At 65.3% G+C, this 22463-nt stretch carries 21 protein-coding genes and 1 pseudogene; 15 read left to right on the top strand and 7 right to left on the bottom strand.

From position 1 onward, the window contains the following. Positions 1–410 precede the first annotated feature (410 nt). From ACNANG_RS12660 to ACNANG_RS12650, 3 genes are all read left to right on the top strand, one after another. Entirely contained in the window at positions 411–977 is a 567-nt protein-coding gene (locus ACNANG_RS12660; protein WP_420223240.1) for a hypothetical protein, read from the top strand. Next, complete coding sequence (locus ACNANG_RS12655) at positions 974–1522, top strand: hypothetical protein (protein ID WP_420223239.1); 549 nt, start codon at positions 974–976, stop codon at positions 1520–1522. The genes ACNANG_RS12660 and ACNANG_RS12655 overlap by 4 nt, the downstream gene beginning before the upstream one ends. 254 nt (positions 1523–1776) lie before the next feature. Continuing rightward, on the top strand, positions 1777–2250 hold the full coding sequence (locus ACNANG_RS12650) for an SET domain-containing protein (RefSeq protein WP_179588476.1): 474 nt from the start codon (positions 1777–1779) through the stop codon (positions 2248–2250). A 113-nt stretch (positions 2251–2363) separates the two neighbouring features. Here the strand turns inward: ACNANG_RS12650 and ACNANG_RS12645 are convergent, their stop codons facing one another. Next, complete coding sequence (locus ACNANG_RS12645; protein ID WP_420223238.1) at positions 2364–3092, bottom strand: glycine zipper 2TM domain-containing protein; 729 nt, start codon at positions 3090–3092, stop codon at positions 2364–2366. Positions 3093–3246: 154 nt separating this feature from the next. Between ACNANG_RS12645 and ACNANG_RS12640 the strand changes: the two genes are divergently transcribed. Further along, a complete protein-coding gene (locus ACNANG_RS12640; RefSeq protein ID WP_420223237.1) occupies positions 3247–3489 on the top strand; it encodes a DUF3717 domain-containing protein in 243 nt (80 codons plus the stop codon). Positions 3490–3628: 139 nt separating this feature from the next. On the opposite strand, the gene ACNANG_RS12635 is transcribed toward ACNANG_RS12640, so the two are convergent. Together ACNANG_RS12635 and ACNANG_RS12630 are read right to left on the bottom strand one after the other, a co-directional pair. Further along, positions 3629–4477: an NUDIX hydrolase gene (locus ACNANG_RS12635; RefSeq protein ID WP_420223236.1), complete on the bottom strand. Its 849-nt coding sequence runs from the start codon at positions 4475–4477 to the stop codon at positions 3629–3631. A 115-nt stretch (positions 4478–4592) separates the two neighbouring features. Then, positions 4593–5501: an AraC family transcriptional regulator N-terminal domain-containing protein gene (locus ACNANG_RS12630; protein WP_420223235.1), complete on the bottom strand. Its 909-nt coding sequence runs from the start codon at positions 5499–5501 to the stop codon at positions 4593–4595. Positions 5502–5833: 332 nt separating this feature from the next. Between ACNANG_RS12630 and ACNANG_RS12625 the strand changes: the two genes are divergently transcribed. The 6 genes from ACNANG_RS12625 (at position 5834) to bfr (ending at position 13451) form a co-directional block, all read left to right on the top strand. Next, entirely contained in the window at positions 5834–6595 is a 762-nt protein-coding gene (locus ACNANG_RS12625; protein WP_420223234.1) for an SDR family oxidoreductase, read from the top strand. Between the two features lie 172 nt (positions 6596–6767). Then, positions 6768–8336 carry an efflux RND transporter periplasmic adaptor subunit gene (locus ACNANG_RS12620; RefSeq protein WP_420223233.1) on the top strand — a complete coding sequence of 523 codons (1569 nt, stop codon included), beginning with the start codon at positions 6768–6770 and terminating at the stop codon, positions 8334–8336. Positions 8337–8346: 10 nt separating this feature from the next. Beyond that, on the top strand, positions 8347–10647 hold the full coding sequence (locus tag ACNANG_RS12615; protein WP_420223232.1) for a MacB family efflux pump subunit: 2301 nt from the start codon (positions 8347–8349) through the stop codon (positions 10645–10647). Between the two features lie 113 nt (positions 10648–10760). Continuing rightward, a complete protein-coding gene (locus tag ACNANG_RS12610; protein WP_420223231.1) occupies positions 10761–12212 on the top strand; it encodes an efflux transporter outer membrane subunit in 1452 nt (483 codons plus the stop codon). Between the two features lie 202 nt (positions 12213–12414). Then, positions 12415–12717 (top strand): (2Fe-2S)-binding protein, encoded by a 303-nt coding sequence (locus ACNANG_RS12605; protein ID WP_420223230.1) that lies wholly within the window; start codon positions 12415–12417, stop codon positions 12715–12717. 254 nt (positions 12718–12971) lie between these two features. After that, entirely contained in the window at positions 12972–13451 is a 480-nt protein-coding gene (gene bfr / locus ACNANG_RS12600) for a bacterioferritin (RefSeq protein ID WP_179582979.1), read from the top strand. Between the two features lie 123 nt (positions 13452–13574). Here bfr and ACNANG_RS12595 read toward each other — a convergent pair whose 3' ends face one another. Next, on the bottom strand, positions 13575–14270 hold the full coding sequence (locus ACNANG_RS12595) for a hypothetical protein (protein WP_420223229.1): 696 nt from the start codon (positions 14268–14270) through the stop codon (positions 13575–13577). A 71-nt stretch (positions 14271–14341) separates the two neighbouring features. Further along, positions 14342–15967 carry a peptide chain release factor 3 gene (locus ACNANG_RS12590; protein WP_420223228.1) on the bottom strand — a complete coding sequence of 542 codons (1626 nt, stop codon included), beginning with the start codon at positions 15965–15967 and terminating at the stop codon, positions 14342–14344. A 272-nt stretch (positions 15968–16239) separates the two neighbouring features. Between ACNANG_RS12590 and ACNANG_RS12585 the strand changes: the two are divergent. Both ACNANG_RS12585 and ACNANG_RS12580 read left to right on the top strand, forming a co-directional pair. Beyond that, positions 16240–16643 (top strand): annotated as a pseudogene (locus ACNANG_RS12585) (MbcA/ParS/Xre antitoxin family protein). Positions 16644–16917: 274 nt separating this feature from the next. After that, a complete protein-coding gene (locus tag ACNANG_RS12580) occupies positions 16918–17322 on the top strand; it encodes an RES family NAD+ phosphorylase (RefSeq protein ID WP_420223227.1) in 405 nt (134 codons plus the stop codon). Positions 17323–17400: 78 nt separating this feature from the next. Here the strand turns inward: ACNANG_RS12580 and otnI are convergent, their stop codons facing one another. Next, the gene (otnI, locus tag ACNANG_RS12575) at positions 17401–18222 is read right to left on the bottom strand and encodes a 2-oxo-tetronate isomerase (RefSeq protein WP_420223226.1); all 822 of its coding nucleotides are present in this window, start codon (positions 18220–18222) and stop codon (positions 17401–17403) included. Between the two features lie 15 nt (positions 18223–18237). Next, on the bottom strand, positions 18238–19686 hold the full coding sequence (locus ACNANG_RS12570) for a DEAD/DEAH box helicase (RefSeq protein ID WP_420227533.1): 1449 nt from the start codon (positions 19684–19686) through the stop codon (positions 18238–18240). A 378-nt stretch (positions 19687–20064) separates the two neighbouring features. Here ACNANG_RS12570 and ACNANG_RS12565 point away from each other — a divergent pair, with 378 nt between their 5' ends. The 3 genes from ACNANG_RS12565 to ACNANG_RS12555 all read left to right on the top strand — a co-directional run bounded on the left by ACNANG_RS12565 (position 20065) and on the right by ACNANG_RS12555 (position 22451). Beyond that, complete coding sequence (locus ACNANG_RS12565; RefSeq protein WP_420223225.1) at positions 20065–20613, top strand: cupin domain-containing protein; 549 nt, start codon at positions 20065–20067, stop codon at positions 20611–20613. A 90-nt stretch (positions 20614–20703) separates the two neighbouring features. After that, on the top strand, positions 20704–21630 hold the full coding sequence (locus tag ACNANG_RS12560) for an alpha/beta fold hydrolase (RefSeq protein ID WP_420223224.1): 927 nt from the start codon (positions 20704–20706) through the stop codon (positions 21628–21630). Further along, a complete protein-coding gene (locus ACNANG_RS12555) occupies positions 21627–22451 on the top strand; it encodes an IclR family transcriptional regulator (protein WP_420223223.1) in 825 nt (274 codons plus the stop codon). The genes ACNANG_RS12560 and ACNANG_RS12555 overlap by 4 nt, the downstream gene beginning before the upstream one ends. Positions 22452–22463: the final 12 nt, after the last annotated feature.

Below are 22463 nucleotides of genomic sequence, written 5' to 3'. Positions count from 1 at the left end.
CGTGCGCATGCGCGGGCCTTTTTATTGTCGTCAGGGCGCGCACCGGCCGCGCCGTATCGCCGCTGCCCGCCATGACCCTATTGGCTGGCAATCCCTTGGCCGTCCTCCTGCGCCTTGCGCCCTTCCATTGCAGAGCAAGACACTGAGCGCTCTAACCATCAGCAACACATCCCCCTGCTCTCCTTACAACCCGGTAGCGTCCTGAACGGGTGCGCACCACAGTGCAATCCGGATGCACGGGGTAGACTCAATGCGCTCCTGCGCGCCCGTTGTTGCCCGTTGTCTGCTGCACGGTTCAACGGGGTTGTCCCGTTGTACGTTTCCCTCGCGTGTCTTCATGCCGCGTGGCTTTACCCCGCGTCTTCATTCCGCGTCTTCACCCAATACCCACGAGGTCAGCATGTCGTTCAATGCCCCCCATCACCGCCCGGCCGGCGATCCGCACTGCCGACGCACGCCGCCTGCCATCGGTCCCGCTGCTTGCCCTGACATTGATCGCGGCGCTGTCGACCAGTGCGTGCAGCTCTCTTTTCCATGAGGGTGCGTCGACCGCAGCGGGTATCGGCGGCGCGGCCATTGCCTCGCAGGTCACGACCAATGCCACCGTCGCATCGGGTATCGGCCTGGGCGTGCTGGCCGCGGCCGAAGCGGGCGTGAAGCACGTCGAAAAACGGTATCACCGCAATCAGCAGGACCGTATCGCGCAGGTCGCGGGCAACCTGGCGGTGGGCCAGGTGGCGCAGTGGGAGAGCTATCACCGGCTGGAGATTGAACCCAACGTGCGCGGCCGCGTGACCGTCAACCGCGAGATGGGATCGGGCGCCATGTCGTGCAAGGAGATCGTGTTTTCCGTGGATGACGTGAAGGACGAAGTGCCTCGCAGCGGCTTCTATGTGGCGACCATCTGCCGTGACGTGAACGCGTGGAAATGGGCGTCGGCGGAACCGGCGACGCAGCGTTGGGGAGCTCTGCAGTGATCCCCGCCGTATCGCGTGTCGGGCGCCCACCCCACCGCCGGTGGATCCGTGCCGCGGTCATGCTGGCATCGATGTCGACCGCGGCAGTGGTGCTGAGCGGCTGCGGATCGATCGGCGGCTTTACCGGCGCCGCGGCGGGCATCATGACGGGCGCGGCCACGGGCAACCCGGCGATCGGGATCGGCGTGGGCGTGGCCGTGCGGTCCGCGACCGACGCGGGCGTGGCCAAGGTGTTCCGCGACATGCAGCGGGCCGAGCAGGACCAGGTTGCGCAGGCGGCGGGCCAGATGGAGGTGGGTGAGAGCCGGCTGTGGTCGGTGCATCACCGTCTGTCCTACAACGACGCGCGGGGCGAGGTCACGGTCTTGCGCAACATCGACAATGCGCTGGCGCCCTGCAAGGAAGTGGCGGTGTCGGTCGAAGGCGGCAAGAAGGATGCGATCACGTGGCAGTGGTTTACGACGCAGGTCTGCCAGCATTCGAGCGGCGCATGGCAATGGGCCGCTGCCGAGCCGGCCGTGGAACGGTGGGGCGTGTTGCACTGATCGCGCCGTACCGTCGCCAACTTATCGACTGCGCAGGCGATATGCCATGCGACAATCCGCCAACCCGGCGCATTGACCGAAGGTGATGATGCCGGGTCTGTTTTCTTTCGTTTTCCAGCGCTTTTTATCTTGATGCGTCAATGACAAGCCAGCCTGCTTCTTCTTCCCGCAAGTCGTCCGCCGAAATGCCGGACGACACGTCCGCCGATACCGTGGCCGACACGTCAAGCGATGCGAACGATACCTTCGACGCAATGGGGATTCCGCCCAAGCCCTGGCATGTGGTCAAGCGCTCCCGGATCCACGGCAATGGCATCTATGCCAAACGCAAGATCCCGGCGGGCGTGCGGATCATGGAATACATCGGCGAGCTGATCAGCAGCGCCGAAGCGGACCGCCGTCATCCGGTCAATCCGGACGATCCGTTCCACACGTTCTTTTTTGCGCTGGGCAACGGCAAGGTGATCGATGGCAGCCAGGGCGGCAATGATGCCCGCTGGATCAATCATTCGTGCGAGCCCAATTGCGAGACGGAAGAGACCGATGATGGCCGCATCTTCGTGGTGTCCTTGCAACCGATTCCGCGCGGCGAAGAACTGTTCTACGACTACGGCCTGGTGATCGACGCGCGCTACACGCAGAAGCTGAAGGACGAGTACAAGTGCCTGTGCGGGTCGGCGCATTGCCGGGGCACGATGCTGGCGCCCAAGGCCCGCAAGCGCAAGTGACGCCAGTGCACTGAACGGATCTTGCAAGCTCCCAATGATCGATTCGGGGCACTGACGAATGCAGCGGCCGCGGCAGTCGGCCCGGTCTTCCGCCGATCCCGCAAGTGCGTTGCCTACCCCGCGTCGTTCACCCGAACCGACTGCATGCCGGACTCGACATTGCGCGAGCTGACGCGGCCATTGATCACACGCACCGGATCGCCTTCGCGCCAGTTGTAAGGCGAGGCGCTGCGGAAGGTGCGGGTCGTGCCGTTGTCCATGCGCACGGTCATCTGGTAGCTCGTCGTGCTGCGCACGTGCTTTTCGACTTCGTGGCCCGCCAGTGCGCCGCCGGCCGCGCCCAACAAGGTCAATGCCGTGCGGCCATTGCCGCCACCGAACTGGTTGCCGACCAGACCACCGACCACACCACCACCCACCGCGCCGACACCACTGCCCTGGCCTTCGACCTTGACCGCGCGCACGCTGGTGACCACGCCGCAATCCGAGCAGCGATTGACGGCCGCCACACGTTCAGGCGCGGGTTCCGGAGCGCGCGCCACCGGGGCACGTTCGACGGGCGCCGCGCTGCGCACGGGCGCGGCGGCGGTCGCTGGGGAGCTCTTGCCGAAACGGCTGGCGACGGTGTCGGCTTCCCGCTCGCGCGCTTCTGCGCTGAGCTGGCTTTCCGGTCCGGACTTGGCCATTGGGGAAGGCAGGACACCCGTCATGACCGCGACCGCCACGCCCGACATGATGATCAGGCAAACCGCTGCCGCGGCAATCAAGGGATGCAGCGAGGCTGCGCCGCGTTCGCGCTTCAACACAGGGAATGGGGCGCCAATGCGTTTGAATGGGGACATGATGAAGCTCCACACGTAAGATTCACGTAAGGTACATCCAAGCCTGTTCCAAGGCTGTTTCCGGCGTGCACAAGCTCAGCAGGTTTGTGTTTCGACCATGTCGAAATGTGACGCGCTGTTGCGCGGGTGCCGCGTGAAGGGCTGGAATAGGCGCATGCACATGACCCTTAACGACATCGAACACGCCATCAACTTCTGGCGGCAACGCCATCCGTCGACCGGAGAAGAGCTGCGGCTGTGCGCCGAAGCCAATGCGCTGGCGACGCCGTATGCGCAGATGATCATGGCGCATCAGCGCGAAATCGATCTCGAGACCTTGCCCAAACCGGCGCAGCGGGCGCTTGCCGTCTGGTTCGAACACCGCACGCGCCAGGCGCAGCAGCAGGCGCAGCAATAAGATGGGAGCGTCACGCAAGAGGGAGCGTCATGTAAGAGGGGGTGTCATGCAAGAGGGGGTCATCACGCAAAAAGGGGTCATCACGCGATCCCATGCATTGGTGCCCCGGCAGCGGCTGTAATGTTCCCGCGATGCGCGATCAGCGTGGCAATGCCAGACGCCTGAGGGCTTCCCGTTCAACGCCCGTCTGGATCCCCCGGGCGTCCAGGCTCAACAGCAAGGACAAGGACGCTTCGAGCGTGAATGCGCCGTCGGCCAACATCCCCAGCACTTCCTTGACGGGCGCAGCGTGGATCGCGATGACTTCGCCGTCCTGGTTTTCTGGCCGGGCATCCCGGTCGAGCACGCAATCAACCACGGTCACGATCTCGACCTGATAGCCCTCGGGCAGGACGCGTTCGACCCGGAACTGGCCCACCCGGTGGCTGTTGGCAAGCGCCTGCGCGTGCAGTCCGGCCTCTTCCCAGCTTTCGCGCTCCAGTGCGAATTCGGGCGTTTCACCCGCGCTGATCAGCCCGCCCACCAAGGTGTCCCACATGCCCGGGTCGGTGTTCTTCGTCAACGCGCGCTGTGCGATCCACAGGTCGCCGTCGGGGGTCCACGCATCCAGATGCACCGCATGGGTGGCAATGCCCAAGGGCCTGACGGCCGCGCGCTCGATCACGCCGCACACCTCGCCTTTGTCATCGACCACATCGAGCAGTTCGTTGCGCCAGCCAGTCAGGCGGCCGGCCGCATACAGTGCCTTGGCCGCGCGTTCCATCAGCGCACTGACGGTTGCGGTGGGCCAGCCCAAGGCTCGCACCAGCTGCGCCTGAGCCGGAAGGAAGTGCAACGTGCTGTCGTCCAGCACGAAGTCGGCGGACAGGTCGGTCAGCAGTGCCGGAACGTCTGCCGCGACCCAGCCGCAGGCGCGGCCGGCGATGCGCAGTTCGAGAGAAGTCGGTGGCACAGGCACCCGGGCCCGGTCGAGAAGAAAATCCAGCACGCTGTTTGGCACCTCATGAGTGGACTGAGATTGTGCCGCAAAGGGCGATGCGGGGGTCTGTCCAAAAGTAATGGCGGCCGGGCGCCATTACACGCGGCCAGGATGGCGACCGCGATCAATGCGCCGTCACGTAACGCTGTTCGGGCCGGGCGGGTGTCAGCGCGAACAGTGTTTTCATATAGCCCGCCTCTTCCACCGGACTGCGGCCAAAAAAGCGTTTGAATTCGCGGCTGAATTGCGACGGGCTTTCATAGCCCACTCGCGCCGACGCCGCCGCGGCCGTCAGCCCCTGGCGGATCATGAGCAGCCGCGCCTGATGCAGCCGCGTCGACTTCAAATATTGAATGGGCGACGTGTGCGTGACGGCCTTGAAATGCGCGTGGAACGCCGGTTCGCTCATGCCCGCCTCGCGCGCCAGCAGGCCGACATCGAGTGACGACGCAAAGTCGGCATGAATACGCCGCAACGCTTTCGCCACCTTGCCGAACTGCCCCTGGTGAGTCAGCGCGGCCCGCAAGGCGCCCCCTTGTTCACCTATCAGGACCAGGTAGGCGATCTCGCGCACGATGGCGGGACCCAGCACTTGTGTTTCGATGGGCGAGCGCAAGGCTTCGAGCAGTCTCAATGCGGCCGCGGCCAGCCGGTCGTCGAGCCGGGTCGCGACCATGCCGCGCGGCGCGTCGGCGATCGCGACGTTGGCATGGTCCAGCGTCATCAGCAGGTCGGACAGCATGGCCAGGTCGATGCGCAGGGCCACGCCCAGCATGGGTTCGTCGGCAGTGGCTTCGGTCTCGGTGGAAAACGGCAGCGGCACGGACAGCACCAGGTAGTGCTGCGCGTCATACACAAAGACCTGATCGCCAAAGAAGCCGCGCTTGCGGCCCTGGCACACGATAACGATGCTGGGCTCATACAGCACCGGCGTACGGCCCAGCGGGCCGTTCGCGCGCATGTAGCGCACGCTGTCCAGCGGGGACTGCGTGTAGCCCTCGGCCGGCGCGAGTTCCTTCAGCAGATCGATCATGCGCTGCTGGCGGGCAGAGGGCGACAAGGATGCCGCAACGTGAGGCCGCAAGGGCTCACACGCAGACGCGGATTCCTGCCTAAGGCCGTCGGGGTGGGCGGGCTGTGGGGTGCCGGACGAAGAAGTCATGGTGGTTCTGCCAGGGATGCACGGTGTGTGCCATGGAAATGTGCCATGAAATCGTAAGCGATCGGCGAATAAATGCCTGGTCGAAGAGGAATAGGCAAGACTTCCATAGCCCTGGCCATTCGCACAGGGGCATGGCGATCCTAGGATGGAGGCCTTGGTGAACGGCAGGGTGCCGTTCGCATGAAACTTCAAGGATCCGAACCATGACCTCACCGACCTCCTCGTCCGTTCACAACATTGACCGCAAGGTCATCCTGATCACCGGCGCCAGCAGCGGCATTGGCGAAGCGACAGCACGCCGCCTGGCGCAGGCCGGCCATACCTTGGTGCTGGGGGCACGCCGCGTCGATCGGCTGCACGCCTTGGCCGACGACCTGCGCGCCACCGGCGCCACGGTGCACGTGCAGGCGCTGGATGTGACGCAACTGGACAGCGTGCAGGCCTTCGCCACCGAGGCGCGGCGCCGCTTTGGACGGATCGATGTGATCGTCAACAATGCGGGAGTCATGCCGCTGTCGCGGCTCGACGCACTGAAGATCGATGAATGGAATCGCATGATCGACGTGAACATCCGCGGCGTGCTGCACGGCATCGCGGCCGTGCTACCGATCATGCAGGCGCAGCGCGCGGGGCACGTGATCAATGTCTCGTCGATCGGCGGCCATGCCGTCAGCCCGACCGCGGCGGTGTATTGCGCAACCAAGTTCGCGGTGGCCGCGTTGTCGGAAGGACTGCGGCAGGAAGCCGGTGCGGACCTGCGCGTCACTGTCATTTCTCCCGGGGTGACGGAATCTGAATTGGCCGAAAGCATTTCGGATGAAGGCGGCCGTGAAGAAATGCGTACCTTCCGCCGTGTCGCTATTCCCGCCGATGCGATTGCGCGTGCGATGGAATACGCGATCAACCAGCCTGCCGATGTGGACGTGAGCGAGATCATCGTGCGCCCGACCGCCAGCCCGTATTGAGGTTGCTGACTCCCTGTCCTGGCCTTTTTTGCTGAAACCTATTTCAATGAATTTCGCGATGCCCTGAAGCATTGCGTTACGTACGGCCATTGCGCACACTGGCGCCGCTCATCCTTGCGCGGCGCCCATACCGGCATCGCGTCTTCTTGAATCGACTGCCGCGTTGACGCCCATGCCCGGACCCGCCTCCCCTTCAACCGCCCGCCCTCGCCCGCGATCGCATGCCCGGCCAGGGCGCCGCGCCGTCATTGCCGCGGTCATCCTTGCCGTGCTGGGTACGGGCAGCTACGTCGCATGGAAACAGATGTTCGCGGCCAAGAGCCCGCGGGAGCTGTACCAGATCGTGCCGGTCACGCGAGGCGATCTGGAAGACCTGGTGTCGGCCACGGGCACGCTGCAGCCGCGTGACTACGTGGACGTCGGCGCGCAGGTGTCGGGTCAGTTGAAGAAGATCCATGTCGAGATCGGATCGGTGGTGACCGAGCGCGATCTGCTTGCCGAGATCGACCCGACCGTGTTCCTGGCCAATGTGGATGCGCGGCGCGCGGGCCTGCGCAATCAGAAGGCCACCAAGCTGGATCGCGAAGCGCAACTCGTGCTGGCCGAACTGCAATTCAAACGCCAGGAGGCTTTGCGGGCCGAAGGGGCCACGAGTGCCGACGCCTATCAGCAAGCCGAGGCCGCCCTGAAGTCATCGCGTGCGCAGATCGCGGCCTTGCAGGCCCAGATCGAGCAGACCGAGTCCACCCTGCGCGCCGACGAAGCCAACTTGAATTACGCAAAGATCTACGCGCCCATGAGCGGCACGGTGGTGTCGATCACCGCGCGGCAGGGGCAGACGCTGAACAGCAACCAGTCGGCGCCGATCATTCTGCGGATCGCCGACCTGTCGACCATGACCGTGCAGACGCAGGTGTCCGAAGCGGACGTGAACAAGCTGCGCCAGGGCATGGACGTGTATTTCACGACGCTCGGCAGCGGAGGCCAACGGTGGTGGGGCACCCTGCGCAAGATCGAGCCGACGCCGACCGTGACCAACAATGTGGTGCTGTACAACGCGCTGTTCGACGTGCCCAATGCCAATCGCGCACTGATGACGTCGATGACCGCGCAGGTGTTCTTCGTCGCCATGGCGGTGAAAGACACGCTGCTGTTGCCGGTGGCCGCGATCCAGCAGGGCAATCGTGGCCTGTGGGCCGGGCGTGAGGAGATGCAGCAGGGACCGGGCGCGGGTCGCGGGGCAGGCGCGGATGCGCCCGTCAGTGCCGGCCGCGAAGCGCGCGTGGTCCCCGACATCGAACGCGGCGAGCGTTTGCCGCGTCGTTCGACTGAAGGCCAGACCGACCGCGGTGCGGACCGCGCGTCGGCAGGCTGGGTGCCGGGCTCGCGCGACCGTGCGAACGCGCGACCTAGCGCCGCCACGACGGCTGGCGCCCCGCCTGCCGCCTCGACGGGCCAACCTCCCGCCAACGCCGACACACCGGCTCGCCGCCCTCCCCGCGGTCCGCGCCGCGCCACGATCCAGGTGCTGACGCCGGACGGCAAGATCGAGGAACGGCAGATCGAGGTGGGTGTGAGCAACCGGGTGCAGGTACAGGTGCTGTCGGGTCTGGAGGAAGGCGAGCAGGTGATTGCCGGAGTGCGTCAGCAGGCATCGCCCGCGCGGGCCGCATCGGGCAACGCCCTGCCGCCGGGCGTCATGCCGTCCGGCATGTCTGCCGGCGCGCCGCGTGGACGATGAGGCGCGACGCATGACATCCGGAAACCCTGCGATGCGCGACACGGGCGGCAACCCTGCGATGCGCGACACGATCGGCAACCCGGCGATGCGACACACGGACGGCGGCGTGCGACCTGACGCGCAGGGCATTGCTGACGCGAAGTGCACTGCGGACGCGCCGGGCACTGCTGACGCACAGGGCACTGCTGACGCATGGGGCGCTGCTGACGCACAGGCTGCTGCTGACGCACAGGGCGCTGCTGACGCGTCCGCCCCCGACGTCCACGCGCCGCCGCTGATCGAACTGATCGGCGTCACCAAGACCTACCGCAATGGCGACCTGGCAGTCGAAGTGCTGCACGGCATCGACCTGACGATTCGGGAAGGCGAGTTCGTGGCCTTGATGGGCGCATCCGGCTCGGGCAAGTCGACCTTGATGAACATTCTGGGTTGCCTGGACCGCCCGACGACCGGCAGCTACCGCTTCATGGGCCAGGACGTATCCGACCTGTCGCGCGACGAGCTGGCCCGGCTGCGGCGCGAGGACTTCGGCTTCGTCTTCCAGAGCTACCACCTGATCGCCACGGCCAACGCCATCGAGAACGTCGAAGTGCCGGCCATGTACTCCCGCATGGATCCAGACGAACGCCACACGCGCGCCGCGTTGCTGCTGGACGAGCTTGGCCTGGGCGAGCGAAGTCATCATCGTCCGAATCAGTTGTCGGGCGGGCAGCAGCAGCGGGTGTCGATTGCACGTGCACTGATGAATGGCGGCCGTATCATCCTGGCCGACGAACCGACCGGCGCGCTGGACAGCAAGAGCGGCGCGGATGTGATGAAGCTGCTGGCCGAGCTGTCGGCACGCGGCCATACCGTCATCCTGATCACGCATGCGCGCGAGGTGGCGGACCATGCGGACCGGCTGATCGAGATCAAGGACGGGAACATCGTGAGCGACGGCGGATCGCCAATGGCCGCAGCGGGCGTGGCATCCCATGGCGCATCCCACCGCACATCACACGGCACTTCGCACGGCGCATCCCACGGCGCACAAGACACCGCCCACGGCTCCCCATCGCCTGCCCCATATCGCAAAGCCAGGGCCTTCGTTCCCCCTGTACACCGCCACGCCGGTTCCGGCCTGGGCGACATGGTCGAAGCCGCCAGAATGGCCCTGCGGTCCTTGCGCGCCAACGTGTTCCGCGCGGTGCTGACGCTGCTGGGCATCGTGATCGGCGTGGGGTCCGTGATCACCATGCTGGCGATCGGCGATGGCGCCAAGCAGGCCGTGATCGACCGCATCAGCGCCATGGGGTCGAACCTGCTGCTGGTGCGCCCCGGCGCGCCCAATCAACGCGGCTTCAACAGCACGGCCACATTGGTGCTGAATGACGTGTACGCGATCGACAAGGTGCCCAACGTGATGGCCGCGGTGCCCGAGCAGAACAGTTCGGCCACGGTGCGCCAGGGCAGTGCCGACTACAGCACCAGCATCAACGGCACGTCGGCCAAGTTTCCGCTTGCGCGGCAGTGGCCGGTGGGGCGCGGCACCTTCTTTTCGGAGCAGGACGAGGCCGACTATGCAACGGTGGCCGTGCTCGGTTCCACCGTGGCCAAGGCGTTGTTTACAGATGGCAGCGATCCGGTCGGAAGATTCATTCTGGTCAACAACCTGATCTTTCAGGTGATCGGTGTGATGAGCGACCGGGGCGCATCGCCGATGGGCTCCGACCAGGACGACATCGTGTTCGTGCCGTACGCAACCAGCAGCCTGCGCCTGTCGGGGCAACGTTTTCTGCGCAACGTGACGGTTGCGGTGGACGACCTGAAGCAGATTGATGACACGCAGGCCGCGGTCGAAAACCTGCTGCTCGAGCGCCATGGCGTGGTCGATTTCCAGATCCGCAACATGGCGTCGATCATCGAGACCACCGAGCAGACGCAGAACACCATGACGATCCTGCTGGGATCGATTGCCGCCATTTCCTTGCTGGTGGGCGGCATCGGGGTGATGAACATCATGCTGGTGTCGGTCACCGAGCGCACCCGCGAGATCGGCATCCGCATGGCGACCGGGGCGCGCGAGGGCAACATCATGCAGCAGTTCCTGATCGAAGCCGTGGTGGTGTCGGCGCTGGGCGGTGCGATCGGCGTGCTGGGTGGCCTTGCCGTGGCGGCCGTGGTGGGCGCCTTCGGCACGCCTGTCCAGTATTCGGTTGCCCCCGTGCTGCTGGCCTTCGGCTGCGCGTTCGCCACCGGGCTGCTGTTTGGCTACCTGCCCGCCAAGAAAGCCGCCAAGCTCGACCCCGTGGTCGCCCTGTCGGCGGAATGACCATGACGCTTTTTCGCCATCGCATGCCGGGTTCTCATATGCATGTTTCCTGCCTGCCCGTAGCCCGTATGCCCGTTCCGGCTTTGTCTGGTTCTCTGACGCCTTGTATTTGCATGTCTCGTTGTTGCACGCTTGGTCACGGCGCCGGGCCGGTGCGTCCCGGCATTCCCATCGCGGCCATGATCCGCACGGGTGCCGTGGCCCTTGCATCGATCGTTTTCCTGGCCTTGAGTGGATGCGCGACCCGCATCGACGGCGTGGCCCCGCAACTGGACCTGCCCACGGCGTGGGCCGAGCCGTCTCCGTCCGACCAGCTACTGGACCGGGAATGGTGGCGCGGTTTCGAATCCGGCGAACTGGTATCGCTGGTGGACACAGCCCTGGCGGCCAGTCCTACATTGACCATCGCAGCCGAACGGGTGGTGCAGGCAGAGATTACGGTGCGGTCGGCCGGCGCAACCCTGTTCCCTGCCCTGAGTCTGAACGGCACGACGGCCGACCGTCGCAATAATCCCGGCACGTCCAACGCCGCATGGAGCAATACGCAGTCCACCGGACTGACCTTGGGCATCAGTTACGAGGTCGACCTGTGGGGGCGGCTGGCAGCCACCTTGCAGGGCACGCGCGCCAACCTGGCCGCCAACCGTTACGACTACGAAACCGCCCGGCTTGCCTTGACGACCGGGGTGGCCAACGCCTACTTCCAGGTGATCGCGGCGCGCGTACGGCTGCAGATCGCCCGTGACAATCTGGCCATTGCGGAACGGGTCTTCAACATTGTGGAAATCCGGCAGCGCAATGGCGCCGTGTCCGACCTGGACGTATCGCGGCAGCGCACGACCGTGCTGGCGCAGCGCGCCGCGATCCAGCCGCTGGAAGTCCAGGGCAGGCAGGCCGAAAGCGCCCTGGCGATTCTGCTTGGACGCGCCCCGCTGGGGTTCACGGTGCAAACCGCCAGTTTCGATGGCATTGCCATTCCGGAAGTCGGCGCCGGCTTGCCGTCGGACCTGCTGGTGCGGCGCCCCGACCTGGCAAGCAGCGAAGCGCAGCTGGCCGCAGGCGATGCCAATGTGGCGGTAGCGCGGGCGGCGTTGTTACCCAGCCTGTCCCTGTCAGGGTCAACAGGGCTGGCCAGCGCCGCCCTGCTTTCCTTGGCCAACCCCGCGTACAGCATGGGCCTGACCGGCAGCCTGGCGCAGACCCTGTTCGATGGGGGCCGGCTGCGCAATCAGGTCGCCCTGACCGAGTCGCAGCGCCGCGCGCTGGTCGAAACCTATCGGAACGCGGTGTTGGGGTCGCTGAAAGAAGTCGAAGACGCCCTGTCGAACATCGACCGCAACCGCAATTCGGAGATCGCCCAACTGGAAATCCGGGAAGAAGCGGCTCGCACCGTGCGCCTGTCGGAACTGCGTTACCGCCAGGGCGCCGACGACATCACGATCCTGCTCGATGCGCAGCGCACGCTGTTTTCGGCCCAGGACACCTTGGTGCAGCTGCGACTGGCCCGTCTGACATCCACACTGGACCTGTTCAAGGCGTTGGGCGGGGGTGGCGCAATGACCTGACAGTAGCCGGGCGCTAGGCGGTTTCCCCTAGGGAAGTAAGCCGTCACCCTCGGCAAACCAAGCACTGACGCGGTCTGCTTCACGTCTCGACCGTTGCATCTACGATGTAAGGCCACTTGCATTCACCGGAAAACTTATTAATAATTACTCTCATTCACATCGATATCGGGGCTGGTCCTGCCAGCCTCGCAACGGTAACGCTATGTACGTCTGTGTCTGCAATGCCATTACAGAACGTCAAGTGCGCGACAGCGTAGCTGCCGGCGCGAACACGCTGTCCGATCTGCAGTTCGATCTGGGCGTGGCTACGTGTTGCGGTTGCTGCGCCGACACCGCACGGCAATATCTGCCCGCCGGCGCGGGCGCCTGCAATGCGGCCTTTGAAGCCGACATGGTCGTTGCCAACCGGCCAGCGCCAGAAGTGGCAACGGTTGCCGCTGCCCCCACGCGGTCCAGCGCCACCACGCGCCGCTTTCCGGTGCACCGCATCGCCAAGGCGGCCTGACCGAATCGATCCGCGCCAAGCACTGCCTGGCGCCAACAGCGGCAGCGCCAATCACCGGCACCGTTCGGCTCAGCCGAATCGGCAGTCCACTCCGACTGCCGCATCCTTGCAATTCTGCCAGGCCAATCAAGACCTCGTCTCATATCCATTTCGCTTGTTAGTCGCGGTGCGAATCACCCGGTGACGTACGGTCGCCAGGGTTTTACGTCTTCGGTGCTAACCTTTCGTTCTTCACGAATACTGCGGGGTGCATCATGAAAGGCGACAAGACCGTTATCCAACATCTGAACAAGCAGCTCACGAACGAGCTGACGGCGATCAACCAGTACTTCCTGCATGCCCGCATGTTGAATCACTGGGGTTTCGGCCGCCTGGGCAAGCACGAATACGACGAATCGATCGGCGAAATGAAGCACGCCGACCTGCTGATCAAGCGTATTTTCATGCTGGATGGTCTGCCCAATCTGCAGGATCTGCACAAGCTGCTGATTGGCGAGAACGTGCCGGAAATCCTGGATTGCGACCTGCAGCTGGAAACGCTCTCGCAAGCCACGGTCAAGGAAGCCATGGCTTACTGTGAAAGCGTCCGCGACTACGTGTCGCGCGACCTGTTCCAGAAAATCCTGGACGACACGGAAGAGCACATCGATTATCTGGAAACGCAGATCGGCCTGATCGATCAGGTGGGCATCCAGAACTACCTGCAATCGCAGATGGACGAACAGGGCGACTGATTGCCTGTTGCGTGAACGGCGTTGCGGCGATCCGCAGCTGCCGGAAAAATCAAGGCCGCGATGCACCCGGTGCACGCGGCCTTTTTTCATGCTGCCTTCTTTATGCTGCCTTCGTTACGCAGCCTAGTTGTTGCCCGTGCGTGGGCATTCGGCGATCTTGCCCCAGCCATCGTTCGGGCCGCAATGCCGCCACTTGGCCTGCTCGACGCAAATCGCGCGGCTGACAAATCCTTGCTCGGAACAGCGCTGCAGATCCGTGCGCAGCGCCACCATCCAGCCTTCCGAACCCGATCCGGCGGACGACGCCGCCGCTGCCGATGCCGGCATGGGCGTCGGCGGCGTGATCGGCCCCTGGGCCACGGGTGGCGCCATGTCGGTCGCGTCCACCGTGGCGATCGGGGCCATGGGCATTTGCGGCACGGACTGCACCACCACCGGCGGGGCGACGCTCGTCTTGCCTTCGTCGTACTGTTCCTGCAGCTTGGCCAGATCAGGCGCCTGCGTCGACAGCACCGTGTCGGGCGGCGGCGTGGTCAGGGCGGACACCATGGGGATGGGGGCGGCGGGCTGCACGGCGCGGCGGGGTACGCCGCGGGTACCGTCCAGGCGGGGCTGGGGCGGTTCCGGAACGAAACGGCTGGCGTCGATCTGTGCGATGGGCGCTTCGGCGGAGCCGGGCCGGTTTTCGGGAATCGGCGCACCGGAAGCGGTCACGATGTCGGCCGGTGCGTGCCACGACAACCATAGTCCCAACAGGAAGCCGGCCAGCACTACTGCGCCCAGGCCGCCGAGCGCCATGTACATGTGCTTGCGTTGCATGTCGTTCACCTCTTTCGATGGCGGGCGACGGGCAAGCCTGCCGTCGTCACGCCATCCTTCTAGTCGGCCTCTCAGGCGAACGCGGAATCGCCCACCCGGGTCTTGAATACCTGGCCGCCGTGCTCGCGCAGCGCATGGAACTGCACCTTGGGATAAAGCTCTTGCGCCACCCGCAGCTGTGCCGACGATCCGGACAGGAATGCAGGCGCATCGACCACGTCATACGCGATGTTCTGGGCGTTGGCATCCATGAATTTCTTCAAATCCTTGGGGTCCTCGGCCGTGATCCACCGCGCCAGCGAATATCGGGTCGACATCATCCGTGCAGCCACGCCATATTCGCTTTTCAGGCGGTGCGCGACCACTTCAAATTGCAACTGGCCGACTGCACCCAGCAACAAAGCGCCACCCGCTACGGGCTTGAACACCTGGATCGCGCCTTCTTCGCCCAACTGCGTCAAACCGATACGCAATTGTTTGGTCCGCAACGGATCGGCCACTTCTACGGCCTGAAACAACTCCGGCGCGAAGAAGGGCAAACCGGTGAAGGTCAGGGACTCGCCTTCGGTCAGGACATCGCCCAAATGGAGGACGCCATGGTTGGGGATACCGATGATGTCGCCCGCAAAGGCCTCTTCGAGCAGTTCGCGCCGCTGCGACAGGAAGGACACGACGTTGTTCGGACGCGTTTCCTTGCCGGTGCGACTGACCTTCAGGCGCATGCCGCGCTCGAAGCGGCCCGAACACACCCGCACGAACGCCACGCGGTCGCGGTGGGCCGGGTCCATATTGGCCTGGACCTTGAACACGACGCCGCTGAACTTGGCCTCATCGGGAACGACGTCACGTTCGAGCGCATGGCGCGGGCCGGGCGATGGAGCCAGGTCGACCAGCGCGTCCAGGATCTCGTGCACGCCAAAGTTGTTGATCGCCGACCCGAAGAACACCGGCGTCTGGCGGGCATCGAGGAAGGCCGCCTTGTCGAACGGCTGGGAAGCCGACGAGATCAGTTCGATTTCGTCTTTGGCCTGCGACCAGGCGGAGCTGAAGCGCTGGGCGATTTCCGGATTGTCGATGCCGTCGATGACGTCTTCGTCTTTCTGGGCGATACGGTCGCTGCCAGGGCGGAACACGCGCATGCGGTCGCGGCGGATGTCGAACACGCCGCCAAAGGACTTGCCCATGCCGACCGGCCACGAAAAGGGCACGGCGTCCATGCCGATATGGGATTCGATCTCGGCCAGCAGGTCGAGCGGCTCGCGCACTTCGCGGTCCATCTTGTTCACGAAGGTGATGATGGGCGTGTTGCGCGCGCGGCAGACCTGCAGCAGGCGGATCGTTTGCGGTTCGATACCGTTGGCGGCGTCGATCACCATCAACGCCGCGTCGACCGCGGTCAGCACCCGGTAGGTGTCTTCGGAAAAATCCTGGTGACCCGGGGTGTCGAGCAGGTTGATCACGGTGTCGCGATATTCGACCTGCATGACGGATGACGCGACCGAGATGCCGCGTTGCTTTTCGATTTCCATCCAGTCGGACGACGCATGGCGTGACGCCTTGCGCGCCTTGACGCTGCCGGCGATCTGGATCGCGCCAGCGAACAGCAACAGCTTTTCGGTCAGCGTGGTCTTGCCCGCGTCGGGGTGGGAAATGATGGCGAAGGTGCGTCGCCGGGCGACTTCATTGGAGAGGCTCATTTGGGATCCATTTTACCCTGCCCGGCCGACCTCGTCCGAACGGCTTGCGTGGATGGCCGGCGCGGGCGTTGGCATCGACGCCGATGCCAAGCCAATGCCGAGGCCGATGCAGGCGCAGCGAACGACGACGCGGCACCTCTCGCAAACGCCTGCTGTCATGGCGCCCGTCATTCTTACATGAGACTTTCATTTGAATTTTTTCTCATATGGGAATATGCTGAAGGCGTTCATGAATTGGCCGATTGATCCCCGGCCTACTTTTAGTGATCGCCATGCCCGCCATCGCCCCCAAGCCCGCCGCTCTTGATACCCTGCCCGCCTCGGCCGCGGCGCTGCGTACCTTTCTGCGCATTGCCGACGCCTGGCAGCTGGACCCGGACGCGTCCGCCACGCTGCTCGGCGTGCCGCGCTCGACGCTGTACCGCTGGAAAAAGACGGCCCGCCGGCGCCCTTGCCGCGCGACACCCTGGAACGCCTGTCCTTGATCTTCGGGATCTACAAGGCGCTGCAGGTGCTGCTGCCCGAACCCGAACGGGCCGACGCCTGGCTGCGCCGGCCCAATACCGCGCCGCTGTTCAGCGGCAGTCCGGCGCTGGACCGCCTGCTCAGCGGCATGACCAGCGATCTGTATGTGGTCCGCGCCTATCTGGACGCGCAACGCGGAGGCTGGACATGACCGTCAAGACCACGCGTATCCGATGGACCTGCCATCGCCTCGTCCCCAGCCGTTTCCCACCTACCAGCCTGTACGACCGCGTGGCCGATCCGGCCGACCTGGACATCATTTTCGCGATCGAAAACCTGACCAATCCGCGCGTGCGCGATGAAGTGGGTGCCCTGCAGCTGGTGCCGGCCGCCGACCGGGTGAGCGGCGAAGGCACCACGCCGATCATGGCGGCGTTCACGCACCTGAATCCGGCGGGCAGCCGCTTTACCGATGGATCCTGGGGGTGTACTACGCCGGCGAGTCAGTCGAGACCGCCATTGCCGAAACCATGTACCACCGCGCCCGCTTCCTGGCCGCGACCAGCGAGCCGGCCATGGAAATCGACATGCGGCATTACCTGGCGAACCTGTCGGCATCCTTGCACGATGTGCGGGGCAAGCAGGCGGAACTGCCCGGCCTGTATGACCCGGTGGACTATTCGGTGGCGCAGCGCTTTGCGCGCACGCTGCGCACCGACAACAGCTGGGGCATCGTGTACGACAGCGTGCGGCGTCCCGAAGGTCAGTGCGTGGCGGTGTTCCGGCCCAGGGCGCTTTCGAACTGCCGGCAGTCGCAGCACATTGCCTTCGTGTGGGACGGCAGCAAGATGTCCGGCTGGTATTCCAAGTCGGCGATCACGCCGGTGTGAAAGCGGGTGGCGCAAGAGTCACCCTCACTGCAGATGAACGCAACGACGATTGGCTTGCGTGGGCCGCATCGCCGGGCATCAGTTCCCGCGCTTCAACCACGGCCGCACCCACCCCAGCCCGCGCGTCGTCCCACCGGCTTCCGCTCCGTACCGCGGCCGGTATTCGGCGCCGATCCAGCCGTCCCAGCCGCACTGCGCCGACACGGTGTCGATCACGTCGAACAATTGCGCATAGTTCACTTCGCCCTGGTCCGGCTCATGGCGGTCGGGCACGCCGGCGATCTGCAGGTGACCCACGCGGCCGGTCGGCAGCAGGGCGCGCAGCCGTGTCGTCAGGTCCCCTTCCATGATCTGGCAATGGTACAGGTCCATCTGCACTTGCAAGTGCGGTGAGTCGATCGCGGACACGATGGCGTGCGCGTCGGCCTGGCGATTGAGCAGGTAGCCGGGCATGTCGCGCGTGTTGATCGGCTCGATCAGCAGGGTGCGCCCGGCGCTGCGCGCCTGGTCGGCGGCCCAGGCCAGGTTCTGTCTATACGTGTCGAGGCATAACGCCCGGTCGACACCTTCAGGCGCCACGCCCGCCATGACGTGGATACGCGGACAGGCGAACGCGTCGGCATAGACCAGGGCCGCGTCAATGCTGCGGCGGAAATCGTCCTGGCGGCCAGGCAAGGCGGCCAGACCTCGTTCACCGGCGAGCCAGTCGCCCGGCGGCGCGTTCATCAGTACGTTCAGCACGCCCGCATCACGAAGACGGGCTGCCAGGTCGTCTTTCCGCCAGTCGTACGGGAACATGAATTCGACCGCCTCGAACCCGTCGCGCGCCGCCGCGGCAAAGCGATCGGGAAAGGCATGCTCGGCATACATCATGGACAGGTTGGCGGCGAAGCGGGGCATGGGCGGTGCTGGACATCAACGCGATGGCGTCTTGCTGAACAGCGCGGGGCGGCGTGCGGCCGCGGCGTTGCCGTTGGCATTGCGTGGCGCCTGGCCTTGCGGCGCGCGGGCCGGCTGGGACGACGGGTTGCGCGATGGTGCGGCGCCGTTGCCACCGCGCGGGGCAGCGCCCGACGCGTTGCGCGGTGCGCCACCCGGAGCACCTGAGCGCGCGCCGCCGGGTGCGCCCGAACGGCCACCAGGGGCGCCGCTGCGCGACGAACCGCCCGACGGACGGCCATGACGCTGGCCTTGCGGACGCGGCGGACGCTCGTCGTTATCGGGGGCGCCCACCACGAATTCGGGCAGGTCCATACGATCGATCTTGCGCTTGATCAGGCGTTCGATGTCGGCCAGGAACTTGCCTTCTTCGCCGTTATCCACCAGCGACACGGCGGCGCCCGACGACCCCGCGCGGCCCGTGCGGCCGATACGATGCACATAGTCTTCCGGCACGTTGGGCAGTTCGAAGTTGACCACCTGGGGCAGCTGGTCGATGTCCAGGCCACGCGCCGCGATGTCGGTCGCGACCAGCACCGTCAGGTTGCCTTCCTTGAAGCCGGCCAGCGCCTTGGTGCGCGCCGACTGGCTCTTGTTGCCGTGGATCGCGGCGGCGGTGATGCCGTCTTTGGCCAATTTTTCGGCCAGGCGGTTGGCGCCGTGCTTGGTGCGCGTGAACACCAGCACCTGTTCCCACTGGTGCGTGCGGATCAGGTGGCTGAGCAGGTCGCGCTTCTGTTCCTTCGGCACCATCAGCACGCTTTGCTGGACCAGTTCGGTGGTGGTGTTGCGGCGGGCCACCGACACTTCGCCGGCGTTGTGCAGCACGCCCTTGGCCAGCGTGCGGATCTCGTCGGAGAACGTGGCCGAGAACAGCAGCGTCTGGCGCTGCTTGGGCAGGTATTGCAGGATCTTCCGGATATCGCGGATGAAGCCCATGTCGAGCATGCGGTCGGCTTCGTCCAGCACCAGGATTTCGACGCCCGACAGGTCCAGCGTGCGTTGGCCGACGTGGTCGAGCAGACGGCCTGGCGTGGCCACCAGGATGTCCAGCGGCTTGCGCAGCGCGGAGATCTGCGGGTTGATGTTGACGCCGCCGAACATGACCATCGAGGTCAGGGGCAGATACTTGCCGTAAGTCTTGACCGACTCTTCGACCTGGGCGGTCAGTTCACGCGTCGGCGTCAGGATCAGGCAGCGCGGACGGCCCGCCTTGACGTTGGCGGGCTTGCGGGTCGACAGCAGGTGCAGGATGGGCAGCGTGAAGCCCGCCGTCTTGCCGGTGCCCGTCTGGGCCGCGGCCAGCAGGTCGCCGCCCTGCAGCACCTGGGGAATGGCCTGGGCCTGGATCGGGGTCGGGCTGGTATAGCCCGCTTCGGTAATCGCGCGCAGCAGCGAGTCGGCCAATCCGAGATCGGCAAACATGATGTCTGTTGTGTTCAAAGCAACTCCAGCGACAGCCGGTCGCTTGACGATGCAAGCGACTCCAATCGAGGCAGCCGGAAGGGGAATAGGGAGGTGAGCCAGTGGAGGCGCCGACCGGGTAGCCTGAACCGCGGGCATAAGCGCCGGGGTGACCACAGCCGTGACGAAACTGGAAACTCGTATGCGGATTGGAGCCGCATGCCGTTGCCACCATTGTACCTGGGAATGCTTTTTAAGTGTTTACCCTAGTGACTTCGACCAGTGACGGCAGTATATTCAGTCCTGTTGTTTCACTATTAAATCCGTGTTTTATATATAAAACACGTGGCGCGGGTTAGCCGCTGCACCTCACAGTACTCACACCCCTTGGAGAACACCATGACGGACATGTCGGAACAAGGCCAGGTCGCCAGCACGCTGACCCAGCCGGAAGGCACGGATTTCGAATCCTGGATGAACTCGCGCGTCGCGCGGTTCTCGACGCGCAAGTATGACTGGGACGCGCTCAAGTTCCAGGCCGATTTCGACCCCAAGTACCGCCGCGCGCAAATGCGCTACGTGGGCACGGGCGGCACCGGCGTCGCCGCCGATGCCAACACCGTCCCGTCGGAACATTTCACGTTCTCGACCATGGTGATCCCGGCCGGCCACGAAGGCCCTCCGCACCTGCACACCGACGTCGAAGAAATCTTCTTCGTGATCCGCGGCAAGCTGAAGGTCGTGCTGGAAAAGGACGGCGAGCGCTTCGAAACCATCCTGACCGACCGTGACCTCGTGTCCGTGCCGCCAGGCGTGTACCGCGAAGAAATCAACATCGGCGACGAAGATGCGCTGATGTGCGTGATGCTCGGCGCCAAAAAGCCAGTCACGCCGACCTACCCGGCGGATCACCCGCTGGCGGCCATCAAGCGCAACCTGGCCAAGTAATCCGCCGCCCGTGTGTCGCTGCCGGTTGCCTGCCCTCCGCAGGTCGCTGGCAGCCGTTGTACCCGCAGGAACCCTTATCAGGAATACGCCGTGTCGAACGCCGCACCGAACGCTGCTTCTTTGAACGCCAACGACCCTGCCGTGCCCGGCCTGCCGTCGGACGCGACCCTGGATCTGCTGGCCACCCGGTTCCCGGAACGTTCGGTACAGACCGCCGGTGGCACGCTGTGCTATCGGGAAGCAGGCAGCCTGAACGCGAACGGCACGGCGATCGTGCTGCTGCATGGCATCGGTTCCGGCGCCGGATCGTGGCTGCGCGCCGCGGTCGCCTTGTCGGACACGACGCGGGTGATCGCATGGGATGCGCCGGGTTACGGCGCATCGACGCCGCTGTCGCCCGCCGCCCCCTGCGCGGCGGACTATGCCGCGCAGGTCCACGCGCTGCTGCAGGCGCTGAACGTGGACCGCTGCATTCTGGCGGGCCATTCGCTCGGCGCCATCATGGCCAGCTGTTACGCCCACGGCCTGGGCAAGGACATCGTAAAAAGCCTGGTGTTGCTGAGCCCCGCGCGGGGCTACGGCAACCCGGCCATGGCCGAGCGCCAGCCGGTGGTGCGCAGCGAACGGCTGCGCGCGCTGGATGAACTCGGCATCGAACAGATGGCGCTGAAACGCGCCAACAAGATGCTGTCGCCGGCGCAGGAACCCGAGGCCCTGGCCTGGGTGCGCTGGAACATGGAACGGCTGAACCTGGCCGGGTACCGGCAGGCGGTCGAACTGCTGTGTGGCGACGATATCGGCCGCTATGCGGCCCTGCCCGCCGGCGTGCCCGTACAGGTGCATTCGGGCGATGAAGACAGCGTGACGCCGCCGGCCGGCTGCCGCGCGATTGCCGACCAGTTCGGTGCGCCGTACGCAGGCATTGCCCGGTCGGGCCATGCCTGCCATATCGAGCGGCCCGACGCCGTCGCCGCGATTCTGGGCCAGGCCTTTGCCGGCCTGCAGGCCCGAGCATGACCGAACAATCCTTGCAGGTGGAAGACGACGCCGCCGACGACAGCGTCAACGCCGACCGCTATATCGTTCCGGGCCTGGAACGCGGCCTGCGCCTGCTGTGCCAGTTCAGCCGCCAGGAAAAGACGCTGTCGGCGCCCGAATTCGCCCGCCGGCTTGGCTTGCCCCGGTCCACCATCTTCCGGCTGCTGACCACCCTGGAAAGCCTGGGTTTCGTCGAACGCGCCGAGGGTGGCCGCAGCTACCGCCTGGGCATGGCGGTGCTGAGCCTGGGCTTCGAGTACCTGGCGTCGCTGGAACTGACCGAACTTGGCACGCCGCTGCTGCAACGCCTGCGCGACGACATCGGCTATTCCTGCAATCTGGTGGTGCGCGACGCGCGGTCGATCGTGTACGTGGCCAAAGTGTCGGCGCCCACCCTTTTCCCCAGCGCGGTCAGCCTGGGCACCCGCCTGCCCGCCCACGCCACGGTGCTGGGGCGCGTGGCGCTGTGGGACCTGACCCTGGCCGAACTGCGCGACCTGTACCGGTCCGAAGAACTGGAGCAGTTTTCGGCCAGCACGCCCACCACGGTGTCGGCGCTGCATGACCTGCTGCAGCAGGACCGCCGCCAGGGTTACGCGATGGGATCGGGCTTTTACGAGCCCAGCATTACCAGTATCGGCGCGCCGGTGCGCAACCACAGCGGGCAGATCATCGCCGCCATGGGCGCCGCGCTGCCGTCCGCGCGCGTCGAACAGGGCCGCCTGGCCGAACTGATCCAGAAAGTGCGCGGCACGGCCGATGACCTGTCGCGGCTGCTGGATTATTCGCCGCAGGCATGACCCGCAACACCT

This window comes from Pigmentiphaga litoralis (assembly GCF_048632615.1).
In the GTDB taxonomy this organism is placed as follows: domain Bacteria; phylum Pseudomonadota; class Gammaproteobacteria; order Burkholderiales; family Burkholderiaceae_B; genus Pigmentiphaga; species Pigmentiphaga litoralis_B.
The sequence above is the reverse complement of the archived record's forward strand: the minus strand, read 5'-3'. Positions and strand labels throughout refer to the sequence as shown.